The organism is Streptomyces sp. ADI96-02, from assembly GCF_003846185.1.
Taxonomy (GTDB): domain Bacteria; phylum Actinomycetota; class Actinomycetes; order Streptomycetales; family Streptomycetaceae; genus Streptomyces.
In genome coordinates, this window is the sequence record NZ_ML123034.1 from 2977694 (window position 1) to 2994355 (window position 16662).

14 protein-coding genes and 1 tRNA gene are annotated in these 16662 nt (G+C 72.0%); 8 read left to right on the top strand and 7 right to left on the bottom strand.

The annotated features are described in order from the left end of the window. Positions 1-62: 62 nt before the first annotated feature. The 3 genes from EES43_RS12895 to EES43_RS12905 all read left to right on the top strand — a co-directional run bounded on the left by EES43_RS12895 (position 63) and on the right by EES43_RS12905 (position 2076). Positions 63-1001, top strand: coding sequence for a metallophosphoesterase (locus tag EES43_RS12895; RefSeq protein WP_124268859.1), 939 nt, complete (start codon positions 63-65; stop codon positions 999-1001). Positions 1002-1203: 202 nt separating this feature from the next. Next, the gene (locus tag EES43_RS12900) at positions 1204-1974 is read left to right on the top strand and encodes a Pr6Pr family membrane protein (RefSeq protein WP_124268860.1); all 771 of its coding nucleotides are present in this window, start codon (positions 1204-1206) and stop codon (positions 1972-1974) included. A gap of 28 nt (positions 1975-2002) precedes the next feature. Beyond that, positions 2003-2076 (top strand) — tRNA-Pro (locus EES43_RS12905). 296 nt (positions 2077-2372) lie between these two features. Here the strand turns inward: EES43_RS12905 and EES43_RS12910 are convergent. Continuing rightward, a complete protein-coding gene (locus EES43_RS12910; protein ID WP_124268861.1) occupies positions 2373-2681 on the bottom strand; it encodes an ArsR/SmtB family transcription factor in 309 nt (102 codons plus the stop codon). A gap of 61 nt (positions 2682-2742) precedes the next feature. Between EES43_RS12910 and EES43_RS12915 the strand changes: the two genes are divergently transcribed. From EES43_RS12915 to EES43_RS12930, 3 genes are all read left to right on the top strand, one after another. Next, positions 2743-3762, top strand: a complete 1020-nt coding sequence (locus EES43_RS12915; protein WP_124268862.1) for a zinc-binding dehydrogenase — start codon at positions 2743-2745, stop codon at positions 3760-3762. Positions 3763-4128: 366 nt separating this feature from the next. After that, positions 4129-4626 carry a molybdopterin-dependent oxidoreductase gene (locus EES43_RS12920; RefSeq protein ID WP_124271954.1) on the top strand — a complete coding sequence of 166 codons (498 nt, stop codon included), beginning with the start codon at positions 4129-4131 and terminating at the stop codon, positions 4624-4626. Positions 4627-5078: 452 nt separating this feature from the next. Beyond that, entirely contained in the window at positions 5079-5885 is an 807-nt protein-coding gene (locus tag EES43_RS12930; protein WP_124268863.1) for an SGNH/GDSL hydrolase family protein, read from the top strand. Positions 5886-6065: 180 nt separating this feature from the next. On the opposite strand, the gene EES43_RS12935 is transcribed toward EES43_RS12930, so the two are convergent. Then, positions 6066-6902 carry a class I SAM-dependent methyltransferase gene (locus EES43_RS12935; RefSeq protein WP_124268864.1) on the bottom strand — a complete coding sequence of 279 codons (837 nt, stop codon included), beginning with the start codon at positions 6900-6902 and terminating at the stop codon, positions 6066-6068. Positions 6903-7026: 124 nt separating this feature from the next. Between EES43_RS12935 and EES43_RS12940 the strand changes: the two genes are divergently transcribed. Both EES43_RS12940 and EES43_RS12945 read left to right on the top strand, forming a co-directional pair. After that, positions 7027-8967 carry a prolyl oligopeptidase family serine peptidase gene (locus EES43_RS12940; protein WP_124268865.1) on the top strand — a complete coding sequence of 647 codons (1941 nt, stop codon included), beginning with the start codon at positions 7027-7029 and terminating at the stop codon, positions 8965-8967. A gap of 61 nt (positions 8968-9028) precedes the next feature. Beyond that, positions 9029-9886, top strand: a complete 858-nt coding sequence (locus EES43_RS12945; protein WP_124268866.1) for an SURF1 family protein — start codon at positions 9029-9031, stop codon at positions 9884-9886. 258 nt (positions 9887-10144) lie between these two features. Here the strand turns inward: EES43_RS12945 and EES43_RS12950 are convergent, their stop codons facing one another. From EES43_RS12950 to EES43_RS12970, 5 genes are all read right to left on the bottom strand, one after another. Continuing rightward, entirely contained in the window at positions 10145-11428 is a 1284-nt protein-coding gene (locus EES43_RS12950) for a hypothetical protein (RefSeq protein ID WP_124268867.1), read from the bottom strand. Between the two features lie 113 nt (positions 11429-11541). Continuing rightward, entirely contained in the window at positions 11542-12117 is a 576-nt protein-coding gene (locus EES43_RS12955) for a SigE family RNA polymerase sigma factor (protein WP_124271955.1), read from the bottom strand. Positions 12118-12476: 359 nt separating this feature from the next. After that, on the bottom strand, positions 12477-13646 hold the full coding sequence (locus EES43_RS12960) for an aspartate-semialdehyde dehydrogenase (protein ID WP_124268868.1): 1170 nt from the start codon (positions 13644-13646) through the stop codon (positions 12477-12479). Then, the gene (locus EES43_RS12965) at positions 13643-14914 is read right to left on the bottom strand and encodes an aspartate kinase (protein WP_124268869.1); all 1272 of its coding nucleotides are present in this window, start codon (positions 14912-14914) and stop codon (positions 13643-13645) included. The genes EES43_RS12960 and EES43_RS12965 overlap by 4 nt, the downstream gene beginning before the upstream one ends. Before the next feature lie 341 nt (positions 14915-15255). After that, positions 15256-16353, bottom strand: coding sequence for a hypothetical protein (locus EES43_RS12970; protein WP_241192404.1), 1098 nt, complete (start codon positions 16351-16353; stop codon positions 15256-15258). Positions 16354-16662: the final 309 nt, after the last annotated feature.

Sequence of the window (16662 nt, forward strand, 5' to 3'; positions counted from 1 at the left end):
TCCGCGGCGTCGGCCGCCCTCCGGTTTTCCGCTCGCCGCCTCCTGTCTGCGACGATGGACACATGCGCGCACGCTACGGAGTACCCCTGAAAGTCACGGCAGTCGGCGCGGCGGTCGGCGTCGCCGGCCTCGCCTACGCCGCCGGATTCGAGGCCCGCTCGTTCCGGCTGCGCCGGGTCACCGTTCCCGTACTCCCGCACGGGGCGCGCCCGTTGCGCGTGCTCCAGGTCTCCGACATCCACATGGTGGGCGGCCAGCGCAAGAAGCGCGCCTGGCTCCAGTCGCTGGCCGGGCTGCGCCCCGACTTCGTCGTGAACACGGGCGACAACCTCTCGGACCCGGAGGCGGTGCCGGAGCTGCTCGACGCGCTGGGCCCGCTGATGGAGTTCCCCGGGGTGTACGTCTTCGGCTCCAACGACTACTACGGCCCGAAGCTGCGCAACCCGGCCCGCTACCTCCTGGAGAAGGCCCGGGGCAAGCACGGCCTCAACGGCAACGCCCCGGCGGTGGGCGCCGTCCACAACCCGTGGGAGCCGATGCGCGACGCGTTCGACGAGGCGGGCTGGCTGAACCTGACCAACACCCGCGGCCGGCTGAAGCTGGACGGCCTGGAGATCGCGTTCACCGGACTGGACGACCCGCACATCAAGCGGGACCGTTACGCGGAGGTCCAGGGCGGCCCCGAGGCGGGGGCGGACCTCTCCATCGGCGTGGTGCACGCACCGTACCTGCGTTCCCTGGACGCCTTCACGGCCGATGGCTACCCGCTGATCCTGGCGGGTCACACGCACGGCGGTCAGCTGTGCATCCCCTTCTACGGTGCCCTGGTCACCAACTGCGACCTGGACACGGACCGGGTCAAGGGCCTGTCCAGCCACACGGTCGACGGCCGGCGCGCCTACCTCCACGTCTCGGCAGGCTGCGGAACGAACCGGTACACCCCGGTCCGCTTCGCCTGCCCGCCCGAGGCCACCTTGCTGACGCTGGCCCCGAGGGCCTGACACCCAGGGCGGCGGGCCTCACGGCCGGGCCGCCTGACCGGTACACCCCGGTCCGCTTGGCCTGCCCAGCCCGGGGGCGGGTGCCGGTGCCGGTGCCGGTGCCGAGAGAAGGTCCGACGGAGGGACGCCGGGAGGGGCTGCGGCTCCCCCGACGGGCGGACGACGAATAGCGGGGTCTTCCCGTCCCGCTTACGTTCACACCATGACCGCGCCCAGGACCTACCGACTCCCCCGCCCCCGGGTGGAAGCGGTACCCGCGAAGAGCCGCGGGACATCCCGCCCCGGGGCCGCCGCCTTCCGGGCCCTGGTGTGCGCGACGGCGGCGACCGGCCCGGTCGTCGCCGCGCTGGCCGGCAGTCCCACGCTGGTCCTGAGCCTGTTCACCGTCCAGGCGAACCTGCTGGTGGCGGCGGTCCTCGCCTGGTCGGCGGCCCGCGCTCTCGCGGGCGGACCACCCCTTTCCCCGAGGCTGTCCGGAGCAGTACTCCTGCTCGCCGCGATCACCGCGCTGATGTACCACCTGGTACTGGTCAACAGCGGCACCGGCCTGACTCCGACAGCGGCCCCGGGCGCCCTTCACACCCCTGGCTGGACGACGACGGCGAACCTGCTCCTGCACACGGTGACGCCGGCGGCCGTGGCGCTGGACTGGCTGCTGCTGACCGCACCCAAGACGCTGCGCGCGACCCAGATCCCGCTCTGGCTGCTGCCGCCCCTCGCGCACCTGGGCTTCATCCTGACCCGCGGGGCCCTGCTCTCCCCCGCGAGCGGGGACCGCTACCCGTACCTGTTCCTCGACGTCGGTACGTACGGTTACACGGGCGCCCTCGCACAGGCCCTGGCCCTCGGCCTGCTCTTCGCCTGTCTGGGCGCGCTGATCACCGCGGTGGACCACGTCCGGCCGAACCCGGCGAGGCGGCCCCAGCACCGCAGAAACCGGATTTCGCCTCCGGCCGCCGGTGGGCTAAAGTAATCGATGTCGCCGGGAGACCGGTGGACATCGGGGTGTAGCGCAGCTTGGCAGCGCGCTTCGTTCGGGACGAAGAGGTCGTGGGTTCAAATCCCGCCACCCCGACAGCTAAGCAGCAGGTCAGAGGGCCGGTACTGATTTCAGTACCGGCCCTCTGCTTTTGTGCGTGTCCATCTGCGTGACTACCGCTCGGGAGGCGCTGGAGTGCCGACGATGCCGTCCATGGGTGCAGCGCGGGTCTGGATCACCGGCGGGTCTGGTTCCGGTTGTGGCGGGACGGCCGTGTTGGCTCGCGGCTGACCACGCGTTCGCCGCGGAGCCAGCACTCCGGGCGTCAGCCTCGGGGGTCGAGCTCGCGTGACGGGCCCAGCGCGGCAGGACCGAGCCGAACGGCAGTGGATCTAGAACACGTCGCGCAAGGTCTCCAGGAGGCGGGCGATGTTCGCCTCGTCTCGGCGGTAGTAGGTCCACTTGCCTCGCCGGGTGGCGATCACCAGCCCTGCTTGCCGCAGCATCGCGAGGTACTGCGAGGTGGTTGACTGCCCCAGACCCGTGCGCTGCTGGATGTCGGTCACGCAGACACCGATCTCGACGTCCTCGGGCTCCTGGCCGGGGAAACTCATCGGTTCCTTGAGCCAGACCAGCATCTGACGGCGGGCCGGGTTGGACAGGGCCCGGAACACAGCCAGCAACTCCGCCTCCGAGAACATGCGGCGATCGTAACGCACGTACATATTGACGATTCGCGATATCTCGATCTACGATCGCCGCATGTCGACTTCGATGCAAGTGGTGGAACTCGTCCGCTTCGGTGACGCGGAAGCCGCGTTCGCCCTCCGAGAGCTGCCAAGGCCCGTCCCCGGACCCGGCCAGGTGCTGGTGCGCGTGATGGCCACGTCCGTGAACCCTCTCGACCTGCAGACCCGACGCGGCGACTATCGCGACCAGGTAGCGCTGCCCGCGGTGATCGGCAACGACGTGTCCGGTGTGGTGGTCGAGACCGGTCCCGGGGCAGGCGACTTCCAGCCGGGCGACGAGGTCTGGTACCTGGCGCCGGTGTTCGCCGGGCAGGGAACGTACGCCGAGTTCCACGTGGTCGACCAAGCCTTGGTCGCCCCCAAGCCCGCACGGTTGTCGCACGTCGAGGCCGCCGGACTCGCGCTCGTGGGCGTGACGGTGTGGGAGGCGCTGGTGGAACGCGCCGGGGTCCGGGTCGGGGAACGGGTCCTGGTGCACGGCGGAGCGGGCGGGGTCGGCTCGGCCGCCATCCAGGTCGCCAGGGCGCTGGGAGCCGAGGTGGTGACCACCGCGCGGGCCAGGGATCACGAGTTCGTCACCGGACTGGGAGCCGACATCGCGATCGACTTCTCGGCCGGTGACTACGTGCCGCAGGTCCGTGCGCTGGGCGGGGTGGACGTCGTGCTGGACACGGTGGGCGGGGACACCCTCGCCCGCAGTCCGGAGATCCTCGCCGACCGAGGCCGCGTGGTGTCCATCGTGGACATCCCCGAACCTCAGAACCTGCTCGCCGCGTGGGGCGTGAACGCGACCTACCACTTCGTCTTCGTCAGCCCCGGCCGGGCGAAGCTCGCGGCCCTCGGCCGGCTGGTCGACCAGGGCAGACTTCGGCCGGTGATCGGTGCCGTGCTGCCGCTGGCCGACATCGCACAGGCGCACACCCTGTTGGAAGGCGGCTCTGCCGGCGAGGGCCGCAGACGACCGCGCGGCAAGATCGCCGTCGCCGTGCACCCCCTGGACGAGCCACCGCACCGGGCGACGCCGTCGCCTTGAGCGACTCAGTCGTCCTGGCCCGGAGGTCCGACACAGATGCGACGAGGAATGCCGTTCACGGTTGCTCGTTGCCAGGCAAATAGCAGATACCTGCTGGCTTTTGAGGTTCCCCGGCGCGGGCTTCGGGCATCACGTATGACGTACAGCGGCACAGACGTACAGCGGCACAGCGGCACAGCGGACGAGGTCGTACGGCACACAGGACGCGGATCGTCGCGGATCGCTCTCGGGGGGCAGCCGATGCCGGTGGACGACGGGCTCGGAGTACGCGTACGGGGCGCCGGAGACGGGCCGGGCGTCGGGTCGCGTGTCGGGCAGGGCGGCGGGCCGGGAGACCGGGCCGCCGCCGCTCGCCGTGAGGTGGAGATGCGGGCCGGTGGCAGACCCGGCCCGGCCCCGGCGCAGGCTCCGCCGCCGGTGCCGCGCTTCGCCCTGGCGGGGGAGGTGCGCCGGCCCGCGCTGCTGACGGTGACGGACCTGCGGAACGGCTGGCGGCAGCACCGCGCGGCCGTCACCTTCGACTGCGCGGCCAACGGCCCTCAGCGCCACGTCTTCGAGGGGCCGTTGCTGCGCGAGGTCGTCGCGGACGCGGGGCCGGCCTTCGACGCCCGCAAGCGCAAGGACCGGTCGCGCTTCCTGCTGGCCGTGACCGGCGGCGACGGGCACTGCGCCGTGCTGTCGTGGGCCGAGATCGACGCGGACTTCGCGAACGTGCCCGTGCTGCTCGCCACCTGGATGGACGGTCGCCCGCTGGAGCCGGAAGGCAGCCAACTGGTCGTGCCGTCGGACCGCTGCGGGGCGCGTTACGTCAGCGCGATCGCCCGGGTGTGGGTGGGCGCGTCGCCGTTCGCGCATTCCGCCTGAGAGCCTGAGGCCGGGACCGGGACGGGGACCGGGACCGGGACCGGGACCGGGACCGGGACCGGCCGCGCCCCCCGCCCTCCGACCACGCCCCCGCCCTCTGACCGCGCCCCCGTCCGCCGGAGTAACGGCGTTGCTCCGAGCACGCGCCCGAGGGCGGCTCCGTGTTGCGCCGTTCGGATGAACCTGCCGCCTCCCTCACCGTCGACTCCCCCCTCAACAGGGCCAGGTCGCCACCCGCCCGGCCTCTCCGGGCTCCACGGAATTACCTCGAACTTGCCTGCATGGTCACGCAGTTGCGGGTTTATCTACGCGCGGAGCACGCCTCCCCGAACAACCATCCGGGCATATCGGATGACTTCTCGCGCGGGCATTACCCGTGGGTACCGCGAGCTGCTAGAAACTGCTTCGCCCCTTCAACCCCCACTCCCCCACACTCCGAAGGGTCGGCAGCCATGTCCGTACGAAGAATCTGGGCGTCCGTCTCCACTCTCGCCCTCGCCGCCACAGCCGCTCTCGGCGTGGCCGGCCCGGCCTCCGCCGCGGGCTCGTCCGCGGCCGGCGGATACGTCGCCCTCGGCGACTCCTACTCCTCGGGTGTCGGCGCGGGCGACTACCTGCCCGACAGCGGCGACTGCCGCCGCAGCCCCAACGCCTACCCGCAGCTGTGGGCGGCGGCGAACTCCCCCGCCTCGTTCGCCTTCGTCGCCTGCTCCGGGGCCACCACCTCCTCCGTCGCCGGCAGCCAACTCGGTGCGCTCAGCGCGTCGACGGAACTGGTCAGCGTCACGGCGGGCGGCAACGACGTCGGGTTCGCGGACGTCATGCAGGACTGCGTGCTCGCCGGCGAAGCCACCTGCGTCAGCAGCGTCGACGCGGCCGTCGCGCAGATGAACGACACCCTGCCCGCCGGTCTCGACGCGCTCTACGACGGCATCCGCGCCGGGGCCCCCTCCGCCCGCGTCGTCGTCCTCGGCTACCCGCGCTTCTACCAGCTGTCCGGCAGCTGTGTCGCCGGGCTCACCGAGACCGAGCGATCGGCCATCAACAACGCGTCGGACGTGCTGAACGGCGTCATCGCCAAGCGTGCCGCCGACGCCGGCTTCACCTTCTCCAGCGTGGTCGACGAGTTCACCGGCCACGAGCTCTGCTCGGGCGACGCCTGGCTCCACAGCGTCACCGTCCCCGTGTACAACTCCTACCATCCCAAGGCGGCGGGGCAGTCGGGCGGTTATCTGCCCGCCTTCCGCTCGGCGGTGTAGGCGGCACGGTCCAGGAGCGGTCCAGGAGCGGTCCAGGACGTACGAGGGGCACCGCGCCGCACGGCGGTTCACCGGACGATCGACCGGTGGACCGCCGTTCCGCGCGCACTCCCCGCGGAAGTCCGTCACGCGGGTGATCAGCTCCGCGCCGTCGAAAGCGCCGACCCGCGCCCGACGCACTTATCCGTTCGCTGGGCGCGAGGCCCTGACCGAGTACATCAGCGGGATCCGCGGCCGGTCGGACGGGAAGCGGTACCGGCCGTCCGCCTGTCGCTCCAGCGTTCCGAAGCGCGGGAACAGCGAGGCATCGTGCTCGTGGAGGAACTCGATCCGCAGGCCCGCCGCCGCGAGCGCGGACACCACGTCGCCGACCGGGTGCTGCCATTCGACGCCGCGGTTGTGCACGGTCGGCGCGTCGAAGTCCGCGTAGGTCCCCGGCGTCTCGTCCACCCACGCCTCACGGCTGAAGTAGTCGTGGGTGACCACCGAACCGGTCGCGTCGTCCAGGACGTCGGCCAGGGGATGGAACTCGGCGAGGTAGAGGAAGCCGCCGGGCGCGACCAGCGAACCGGCGATCTCGGCCCAGCGCTCCACGTCCGGCAGCCAGTTCAGAGCGCCCGTGCCGGTGTACACGATGTCGTACGAGGAGTCGGGCACGGCGGAGGCCGCGTCGTACACGTCCGCTGCGACGAACGCCGCCCTGTCCGGCCCCAGGCCCATCGACCGGGCCAGGCCGCGCGCGGTCTCGACGGCGGGCTCGGAGAAGTCGAGGCCCACGACCTGCGCGGCCCCGTGCCGCGACCAGGACAGGGTGTCCAGCCCGATGTGGCACTGGAGGTGGAGCAGGGTCCGGCCCGTGACATCGCCGACCTCGGCGATCTCGAACGCCCGCAGCGCCTCCTTGCCCGCCCGGAACGCCTCCAGGTCGTAGAAGTCGCTCGCGGCGTGGATCGATACGCGTTCGTCCCAGCGCGCGCGGTTGGCCGCGTGCCAGTCGTCCGGAGTCGCGGAGTACATACCCGGAAAACTACCCACGGACCGGAAGGGGCGCGAGCGGTTATCCACAGGCAGTCGGAGCGTCGGCGGGGTTCGCGGACCGGTTGTCCACAGGCTCCCCCGGGCGGGCCGCCGATCGGGTTGGATGGAGGACATGAGCGAATCACAGAACGTCTCGACCACGCCGGAGTGGGAGCAGCGGTTCCGCGCGCCCCGGGTGTCCCTGCCCGACTGGGCCGAGGACGCGCCTGACCGCTCTCTGTTCGTCTCGAACGCCACGGGGACCTACGAGCTGTACGCCTGGGACCGGGCGAGCGGGCACCAGCGCCAGGTGACCGACCGGCCCAACGGGACGACCGACGGCGTGCTGACCCCGGACGGTTCGGCCATCTGGTGGTTCAACGACACCGACGGGGACGAGTTCGGGGTGTGGATGCGCCAGCCGTTCGGCGGTGGCGAGGACGAGCCCGCCGCCCCCGGCCTGGCGCCCTCGTATCCGGCCGGGCTGGCCATCGGCCGGGACGGTACGGCGGTGATCGGCCGCTCGACCGACGAGGACGGCACCACGATCCACCTCGTCGCGGCGTCTGTCGCGGCGTCCGTCGGGGCGTCCGTCGCGGCGGAGGCCGGCGGTCCGGGCGGTCCGGGCGGTGCGAATGGCGCTGAGGCCGTCCAGCCAGTCGAGCCCGTCGAGATCTACCGGCACCGCGAGTCGGCGGGGGTCGGCGACCTCTCGCACGACGGGAAGCTGATTGCCCTGGAGCACACCGAGCACGGCGACGCGATGCACTCGGCGCTGCGGGTGGTGCGTCCGGACGGTTCGACGGTGGCCGAGCTGGACGACACCGAGGGAGGTACGAAGGAGCTGGGGCTGGCCGTGCTCGGTTTCGCGCCGGTGGCGGGCGACAGCCGGCTGCTCGTCGGCCACCAGCGGCGGGGCCGGTGGGAGCCGATGATCTGGGACCCGGTCGCGGGGACCGAGACCGCCCTCCCTGTCGACCTGCCCGGCGATGTGGGCGCCGAGTGGTATCCGGACGGTTCGGCGCTCCTCATCGAGCACGGCTTCGAGGCCCGCAGCGAGCTGTGGAGGTACGAGCCCGGAGCGGCGGAGCCGGTCCGCGTGGACACCCCGCCGGGCACGGTGTCCGGGGCCACGGCCCGCCCGGACGGCACGGTGGAGTATCTGTGGTCCTCGGCCGCGCAGCCGCCCGTGGTGCGCTCGACGAGCGGTGCCGTGGTGCTGGATCCGCCCGGTGCCAAGGCCCCGGCGTCGGTGCCGGTGGAGGACGTCTGGGTGGACGGGCCGGGAGGCCGTATCCACGCCCTGGTGCAGAAGCCCGCCGCCGGTGACGGCCCCTTCCCCACGATCTTCGAGATCCACGGCGGCCCGACCTGGCACGACAGCGACGCCTTCGCCTCCGGCCCGGCCGCCTGGGTGGACCACGGCTTCGCCGTCGTGCGGGTCAACTACCGCGGCTCCACCGGGTACGGCCGCGCCTGGACGGACGCCCTCAAGCACCGGGTCGGGCTGATCGAGCTGGAGGACATCGCCGCCGTGCGCGAGTGGTCGGTGAAGTCGGGCCTCGCCGATCCGGCGCGCCTGGTCCTGGCCGGGGGTTCGTGGGGCGGCTATCTGACGCTGCTCGGGCTCGGCACCCAGCCCGACGCCTGGGCGCTCGGCCTGGCCGCGGTGCCCGTCGCGGACTACGTCACGGCCTACCACGACGAGATGGAGGCCCTGAAGGCGATGGACCGCACGCTGCTGGGCGGAACGCCGGAGGAGGTCCCCGAGCGCTTCGAGGCGTCCTCCCCGCTGACGTACGTCGACGCGGTGCGCGCGCCCGTCTACATCTCGGCGGGCGTCAACGACCCGCGGTGCCCCATCCGTCAGGTGGAGAACTACGTGGACCGGTTGGCGGCGCGCGGCGCGGTGCACGAGGTCTACCGGTACGACGCCGGGCACGGCTCGCTCGTCGTGGAGGAACGCGTCAAGCAGGTCAGGCTGGAGCTGGACTTCGCCCTGCGTCATCTGGCACCCGGTTCGGGCGGTGCGCCGGACGGTACGGAGGGGGCCCGACGGGCGTAAGCGGCGGATAAATGGCGCACCCCGCTCCGGGCGGCCGGAGCGGGGACCGTACGGTGGGGGGGTGTACCGGTTCCTGCTGACCCCGCGATGGTGGGGGATCAACCTCTTCGTTGTGCTGGCCATCCCGTTCTGCGTGTTCATGGGCACCTGGCAGCTCGGCCGCTTCGAAGACCGCGTGCAGTCGCACGAACAGGCGGAGAAGCAGCCCGATCCGAGCACTCGGGCCGCGAAACCGCTGGACGAGCTGCTGCCGGTCGACAAGGTGACCTCCGGACGTCCGGCCATCGCGACCGGGACGTACGCCGACCAGTTCCTGGTCCCCGGCCGTGAACTGGACGACCGCCAGGGCTTCTACGTCCTGAACATGCTCCGCACCGACACCGGCAAGGCCCTGCCCGTGGTCCGCGGCTGGCTGCCCGGCTCCGCGAGCAGCGCCGAAGCCCCGCCCGCGCCCCAGGGCAAGGTCACGGTCACCGGCGACCTCCAGGCGTCCGAGAACATGAACAGCGACGGCGCGAACGCCCGGGGCGGCCTGCCCGAGGGCCAGGTCGGCATCATCAGCGCCGCGTCCCTGCTGAACCTCGTCGACTACGACGTGTACAACGCGTGGGTGACGCTTCCCGAGGCCGAGGCGGGTGGCGCCGGTGGCGCGATGAAGCCCGTTCCGGCGGCGGCTCCGCAGGGAAGCGGCCTCGACCTCAAGGCATTCCAGAACCTCGGATACACGGGCGAGTGGTTCGTCTTCGCCGCCTTCGTGCTCTTCATGTGGTTCCGGCTGGTCCGCCGTGAGGCGGAGACGATGCGCGATGTCGCGCTCGGCCTGATCCCGGACGAGCCGGCGAGCGCCGGGGCCTCGCCCGAGGCGACGCGGGCCGAGGACACGGGGGCCGAGGACACGCGAGCCGTCGCGGGGCGGTAGGCCCGTCCGGTCCAGGGGCCGGTGTGCCCGACGGCCGTCCCCTGACCGCGCCCTGACGGGCTGCTGACCGGCTCCCGACCGGCTCCCGCTCCGGCTGCGGCCCCGACCCCGGATACGGCTCCCGCTCCGGATACGCCCCGGATGCGGCCGCCCCGGACCTGGACACGGCTGCGGCCCCGACCCTCGATGCGGCTCCCGCTCCCGATGCGGCCGGTGCGCGTGCGGATGCGGCCGGTGTGAGGCGGGACTACGGCGGGACTACGGGGTGGGGAGGACGCCGGTGCGGTAGATGGTGCCCGAGCAGGCGTTGGGGATCTTCGTCTCGGCGGTGGGTGCGCCCGTCTCCGGCGTGTGCGTCACGGCCACGCTGCCTTCCGCCGTCCCGCCGTCCTCGCCCAGCGACTGCGGCACCGCACCCTCCGAGGAGGTCCCCTCGCCGACCGTGCCCGCCGCCCCCTCGGATGTCGGGGTCGGGCTGGGCGTGGTGCCCACGGTCGGGCAGGTCTCGTCCGGCACCCAGGCGAACCGGACCTCGTACGCCATGGACGGCTTCAGCGCCACCACGCCCGGTTCCAGCGAAGGGTCGGGCAGGCCCGGCGCCGCGTCGCCCGCGGTGTGCTGGACCACGTCGATCTTGAGCGGGTCGGCCGCACCGAGGGCCGTGAAGCCGACGGTGCCGTTGCTGCTGACCGTGCACTCCGGGCCGGACACGTTGGCGATGCGGAACGTGCCGTACACCGTGCCGTCGGCACCCGGTGCGCTCGTACCGGCGGAGGCGACGCCGAGCTGGCTGGGGTCGCAGACCGGCAGGGCCGCGAAGTCCATGCGCGGGAGGTCGGAGGCCCCGCCGCTCGAACCGCCCTCCTCGTCCGTGCCGGGGCCCGACGACGGGCTGTGCGAGGGATCCGGCTTTCCGGCGTCCTCACCGCTCTTCCGTGTGGTGGGCTCGGCGGTCGGGTCGATCCGGTCCTCGGGGCCGGGCTCGGTCCCGTTGCCGCCCTGGGCCTGCTCGCCGTGTCCGGCGATGGCCGGCCGGGCGTCCGACGAGTCGTCCGAACCGGCCACGTGTACGAAGGCGGGGACCGCGGTGCCGATGAGCAGGGCCGCGGCGGCGGCTCCCACAACGGCCTGGCGTCGGCGGGCCCGCCGGGCGGGAACAGCGCGGTGCAGGTGGTCCAGCGTTCCTTCGGACGGTTCGAGCCCGCCCACCGCGCCCTGGAGCATCCGGCGCAGCGCCGCCTCGTCGAGCCCGTCCCCGTCCGGCCCGTCCCCGCCCCGCCCGCCGGGGCCCGGCCCGCCGAAGCCCGAACCGCCGAGGCCCGGCCCGCCGAAGCCCGTACCGCCGGGGCCGGAACCGCCGCCCCCCGTACCGCCGGAACCGCCGTCCCCCGAACCGCCGCCCCCCGTACCGCCGCCGCGGCCGGACGCGAAGAGGTCGGTCAGCGTGGCGGTGAGGGTGTCGTCACCGCCCGCAGGTGCGTCGCTCTCGTCGTGCGGGCGGTCAGGATCGGTGTTCGGAGTCGTCTCCGGCCCGTGGCTCACAATTCCGTTTCCCGTCGGATCATTCTCGTGCCTGTGCTCGTGCGGTTGCCGGGGCTCGTGCGGTTGCCGGGGCTCACGCGGTTGCCGGGGCTCACGCGGTTGCCGGGGCCCGCTCATGCCTGGGCCTCCATCACGACGCGCAGCGCCGCTATGCCGCGGGAGCCGTACGCCTTGACCGAGCCCAGCGAGATCCCCAGCGTCTCCGCGACCTGAACCTCCGTCATGTCCGCGAAGTAACGCAGGACCAGCACTTCCCGCTGGCGGCGCTGGAGTCCCTTCATCGCCTTGATCAGCGCGTCCCGCTCCAGCTGGTCGTACGCGCCCTCCTCCGCGCTCGCCATGTCCGGCATCGGCTTGGACAGCAGCTTCAGTCCGAGGATGCGGCGGCGCAGGGCGGAGCGGGAGAGGTTGACGACGGTCTGCCGGAGGTAGGCGAGGGTCTTCTCGGGCTCACGGACCCGGTTGCGTGCCGAGTGCACGCGGATGAACGCCTCCTGCACCACGTCCTCGCAGGACGCGGTGTCGTCCAGCAGCAGGGCCGCGAGGCCGAGCAGTGAACGGTAGTGGGCGCGATAGGTCTCGGTCAGGTGGTCGACCGTCGTTCCTGCTGCCACGGACTCGTCAGCACCCCCGCGCTGCGAGGGCAGCCGGGTCGGGCGCGCGGCGGGCATGGGCGCGATCACCGGCATGCCGCCGGGCGCGCGGGGCCGCCGCAGCGGACGCGTCGACGCGCCTCGCAACGGGCCCACCACTGTGATGTCGAGAACCTCTGCCACGCCTGTTGGACACGCTTCCCCCCGCCAGGGTTGTACGCGGACAACGCCCTGTTCGGCGCAGTGCGACATACCCTCATACGTACCTGCTCTTCCCCAAATGCCCCGTAAACGCATTCCGCCATGTCAGAAGCGACGGCGTAGACGCTGTCCGGCCGCCGCATGGTTGCAGGGGGCCGGTAGATCATCGTCGGATACGACAACGTCCCAGCTCAAGGGGTTCAGACCAGGTAATCCCGCTCAGGACGTTCACTGATCCTACAAAACAGGTTCGATCAGTCGCGGGGAAATTCGGCGGCGACGGATTCGGCGATCTGAGCCACGTTCAGGGCCGCCCCTTTTCGGAGATTGTCCCCGCACAGGAACATCTCCAGGGCGCGTGGATCGTCCATCGAGCGCCGTACCCGGCCGACCCAGGTCGGATCCGTGCCGACCACGTCGGACGGTGTGGGGAAGTCGCCGGCCGCGGGGTCGTCGAAGAGCACGACGCCGGGTGCGGTCGCCAGGATCTCGTGGGCCCGGTCGACGGTGACCTCGCTCTCGAAGCGTGCGTGGACGGACATCGAGTGCGTCGTGAGGACCGGTACGTAGACGCAGGTCGCCGTGGTCCGCAGATCGGGCAGGCCCAGCACCTTGCGGCATTCCTGACGGATCGCCAGCTCCTCGGTGGACCAGCCGTCCCCGGCGTCGGTCCCGGCCCACGGTACGACGTTCAGCGCGACGGGCGCGGCGAACGGGCTCCGCCCTGCCCGGCCTCCGGCGCCCCCGCCGCCCCGGACGCCGCCGCGCGCCGCGCGCCCCGCGCCGCCCGTTCCGCCGGTGTCGAACGCGTCGCCCGTTCCGCCTCCCGCGCCGTCGCCGAGAGCGCGGCGCACGTCGCCCGGCTGGGTGCCCAGCTCCGTACCGGCCACCAGCGACAGTTGGTCGCGCAGGGCGGCGACGCCGTCGCGGCCCGCGCCGCTGACCGCCTGGTAGGAGGAGACGATCAGCTCGCGCAGCCCGAACTCGGCGTGCAGCGCGCCGACCGCGACGATCAGCGACAGCGTGGTGCAGTCGGGAGACGCGACGATGCCGCGCGGTCGGAGCCGCACGGCATGGGGGTTGATCTCCGGGACGACCAGCGGCACGTCGTCGTCGAGCCGGAACGCGGCCGAGTCGTCGATGACGACGACGCCCTTGGACGCGGCGATCGGGGCCCAGCGGGCGGACACCTCGTCCGGCACCAGGAAGAGCGCCACGTCGACGCCGTCGAACACGTCCTCGGCGAGGGCGAGGACCTCGCTCTCCTCGCCGCGGACGACCAGCTTGCGGCCGACCGAGCGCGGCGAGGCGACGAGTCTGATCTCGCCCCAGACGTCCGCGTGCTGCGAGATGATCCGGAGCATGACACCGCCGATCGCCCCGGTCGCACCGACGACCGCGAGCGAAGGGCGGCGTGCGGTCATCGGCCGGTGCCTCCGTAGACGACGGCCTCGTCGGAGTCGCTGTCGAGTCCGAAGGCGGTGTGCACGGCGCGGACGGCCTCGTTGACGTCGTCGGCGCGGGTGACCACCGAGATGCGGATCTCGGACGTCGAGATCAGCTCGATGTTCACACCCGCGTCGGACAGCGCCTCGAAGAAGCCGGCGGTGACGCCCGGGTTGGTCTTCATGCCCGCGCCGACCAGGGAGATCTTGGCGATCTGGTCGTCGTAGCGGAGCGATTCGAAGCCGATGGCCCCCTTGGTCCGCTCCAGGGCGTCGATGGCCTTGCGGCCCTCCGCCTTGGGCAGGGTGAAGGAGATGTCCGTCAGGCCGGTCGACGCGGCGGAGACGTTCTGCACCACCATGTCGATGTTGACCTCGGCGTTCGCGATGGCGCGGAAGATCGCCGCCGCCTCACCGGGCTTGTCCGGGACGCCGACGACGGTGACCTTGGCCTCCGAGACGTCGTGGGCGACTCCGGAGATGATCGCGTGCTCCACCTTCTGGTCCCCTTGCGGCTCGTTGCTGACCCAGGTTCCGCGCAGTCCCGAGAAGGACGAGCGGACGTGGATCGGAATGTTGTAACGGCGTGCGTACTCGACGCAGCGGTGCAGCAGCACCTTGGAGCCGGACGCGGCCAGCTCCAGCATGTCCTCGAAGGAGATCCAGTCGATCTTCTTCGCCTTCTTCACCACACGGGGGTCGGCGGTGAAGACGCCGTCGACGTCGGTGTAGATCTCGCAGACCTCGGCGTCGAGCGCGGCGGCCAGGGCGACGGCGGTCGTGTCGGACCCGCCGCGGCCGAGGGTGGTGATGTTCTTGCCCTCCTGGCTCACGCCCTGGAACCCGGCGACGATGGCGATGTTGCCCTCGTCGATCGAGGTCCGGATGCGGCCCGGAGTGACGTCGATGATGCGCGCCTTGTTGTGGACCGAGTCGGTGATGACACCGGCCTGACTGCCCGTGAACGACTGGGCCTCGTGGCCCAGGTTCTTGATCGCCATCGCCAGCAGGGCCATGGAGATCCGCTCACCCGCGGTCAGCAGCATGTCGAACTCACGGCCGGAAGGCATCGGAGACACCTGCTCGGCGAGATCTATCAGCTCGTCCGTCGTGTCGCCCATCGCGGACACCACGACAACCACCTGGTTGCCGTTCCTCTTGGCGTCGACGACTCGCTTGGCGACCCGCTTGATGCCCTCGGCATCGGCTACGGAGGAGCCTCCGTACTTCTGCACGACAAGGCCCACGTGCGCTCCTCGCTCAGTCATTACTGCGGTCGGCTCAGTCTAACGAGCAGCCCGGAATCGACCCGCCCCTACCAGATGGTGAGATGTCCCGCCCATCACCCGGTACGGCGTGTCGTCCCGAACTGCTCGTACGGGGCTGCTGCCCGTCCAGCCCGCGAGCACTCCCGTTTGTGTTCCAGCCCACACCCGCGACGAGGAATGCGCGAGCCGGGACGGGTCACCCGGATGAACCCCCCGGCACCCGGCCGAACCCCTTCCGGCCCGGATTCGATCCTGCCGGAGCCGGTCCATGGCGTCGCCTCCTCGCCTCCATGGCGCCCCGGCCCGGATGGACCGCACGCTCATCGGCGCGGCCTGGGCGCGGGGAGGACCGGGCGTGCCGTCGCGGAGCGGAGCTCGGCCATCCGGGCGGCGACGTCGACCTCGCCGCGCGGGCGGGCCAGGAACGTGTCCGGTACGTCGCCGGTCATGCCGTTCGCCTCGTCGCGGTCGATGTCGGCGCGGCAGGCGGGGCAGACGCCGTGTTCCAGGTTCGCCGTCGTCTCGTCCTCGTCGCAGAAGAGGCACACCATGACGCAGTCCAGCACCTGTTCCCCCGGCCCGGCGGAACCGGCGCCCTCGGAGTCGTACGGCTGCTGCGGGGCGGGGGCGGGAGGCATCTTGTTCTCCAGTCGTGTGCGGAGGAAGGGCCCGGCCGCGTGCACGGCCGGAGGCAGACCCGCGGTCAGGGTCTGGGTGATCCGTTCGCGTCCGACGCCGCGCGTCAGCCACTCCCCGACCAGGTGTTCCAGCGCCACGCACTCGCCCTCGGAGAGCTGGAGCCGGGGCTCGCGCGCGCCGAGACCGGCGAGCACGCGGTACGCCTCCGAGCGGGCGGCGGGAACGCCGGGCTCCGGCTCCGGTTCGCCCGGCGTGCCGTCCGGAGAAGGACCGCCGGTTGCCGGGACCGCGTCCAGGGCCGGCGCGGGCGCGGAAGCCGAAGCGGCAGGGGAACCCGAAGCGGGCGCGGGTGCAGGTGCGGGCGGCTGGCCCGGTGCGTCCAGGCCCCGGACGAAGCGCACGAACCGCGCCCACCAGTCCGCGTCGCGCACGGTCCGGGAGAAGTACGTGCGCGTCACCCAGCGCTTCCCGCCGGCGGGAACCGTGACGTGCACCCGGATGCGCCGCAGGTGCCCAGCGCGGGTCAGCCGGTCCAACGCGCTGCGGCACGCCTGCTGCCCGTACTCCGGCAGTTCCTCGGCGAGGACCTTGTAGCCGATCGCCGCGCCCTCGGGAAGCCGGTCGATGTACGCGGCGATGGCCGCCTCGCGCGGCTCCAGCCCCGCGAAGTCGGCGGCCCGGGGCGGGGCCTGGTCGGGCGCGTGGCGCTTTCCGTAGCCGGATGCGGCCATGGGGTGGGCGGGCGGACTCAGGACGGCACTAATGTTGGCAGCAGCCATGTGGATCGAAGTTCCTTCACTTCGTTCGATCCGAGTGGACAGACCCCGGTTGGTGTTTGCGGCACCGCCGGGGTCGTCCGTTTTCGGATTGTGGGTAGCTCACCGCGAACTTAGAGCGTGCACACGCTCCGGTGCAACCTGATCACCGACGGTCACGTAACGCCTCATCCGTGCAGGTCCGGGCAGGACTTGGCACGCCAGGAGAGGCGTGCGGGGAGGCGTGCGGGGAGGGAGGGTGGGTGGGTTGAACCCGACCACCCATTCCTTCAGAAAAGGGCTCGGAGCACGAGGCTCGGAACTCGGAACTCG

Excerpts from the sequence above, each read along its gene's own strand:
- EES43_RS12895 (WP_124268859.1), top strand. The coding sequence starts at position 63 with ATGCGCGCACGCTACGGAGTACCCCTGAAAGTCACGGCAGTCGGCGCG.
- EES43_RS12900 (WP_124268860.1), top strand. The coding sequence starts at position 1,204 with ATGACCGCGCCCAGGACCTACCGACTCCCCCGCCCCCGGGTGGAAGCG.
- EES43_RS12910 (WP_124268861.1), bottom strand. The coding sequence starts at position 2,681 with ATGTTCTCGGAGGCGGAGTTGCTGGCTGTGTTCCGGGCCCTGTCCAAC.
- EES43_RS12915 (WP_124268862.1), top strand. The coding sequence starts at position 2,743 with ATGTCGACTTCGATGCAAGTGGTGGAACTCGTCCGCTTCGGTGACGCG.
- EES43_RS12920 (WP_124271954.1), top strand. The coding sequence starts at position 4,129 with ATGCGGGCCGGTGGCAGACCCGGCCCGGCCCCGGCGCAGGCTCCGCCG.
- EES43_RS12930 (WP_124268863.1), top strand. The coding sequence starts at position 5,079 with ATGTCCGTACGAAGAATCTGGGCGTCCGTCTCCACTCTCGCCCTCGCC.
- EES43_RS12935 (WP_124268864.1), bottom strand. The coding sequence starts at position 6,902 with ATGTACTCCGCGACTCCGGACGACTGGCACGCGGCCAACCGCGCGCGC.
- EES43_RS12940 (WP_124268865.1), top strand. The coding sequence starts at position 7,027 with ATGGAGGACATGAGCGAATCACAGAACGTCTCGACCACGCCGGAGTGG.
- EES43_RS12955 (WP_124271955.1), bottom strand. The coding sequence starts at position 12,117 with ATGCCGGTGATCGCGCCCATGCCCGCCGCGCGCCCGACCCGGCTGCCC.
- EES43_RS12960 (WP_124268868.1), bottom strand. The coding sequence starts at position 13,646 with ATGACCGCACGCCGCCCTTCGCTCGCGGTCGTCGGTGCGACCGGGGCG.
- EES43_RS12970 (WP_241192404.1), bottom strand. The coding sequence starts at position 16,353 with ATGGCTGCTGCCAACATTAGTGCCGTCCTGAGTCCGCCCGCCCACCCC.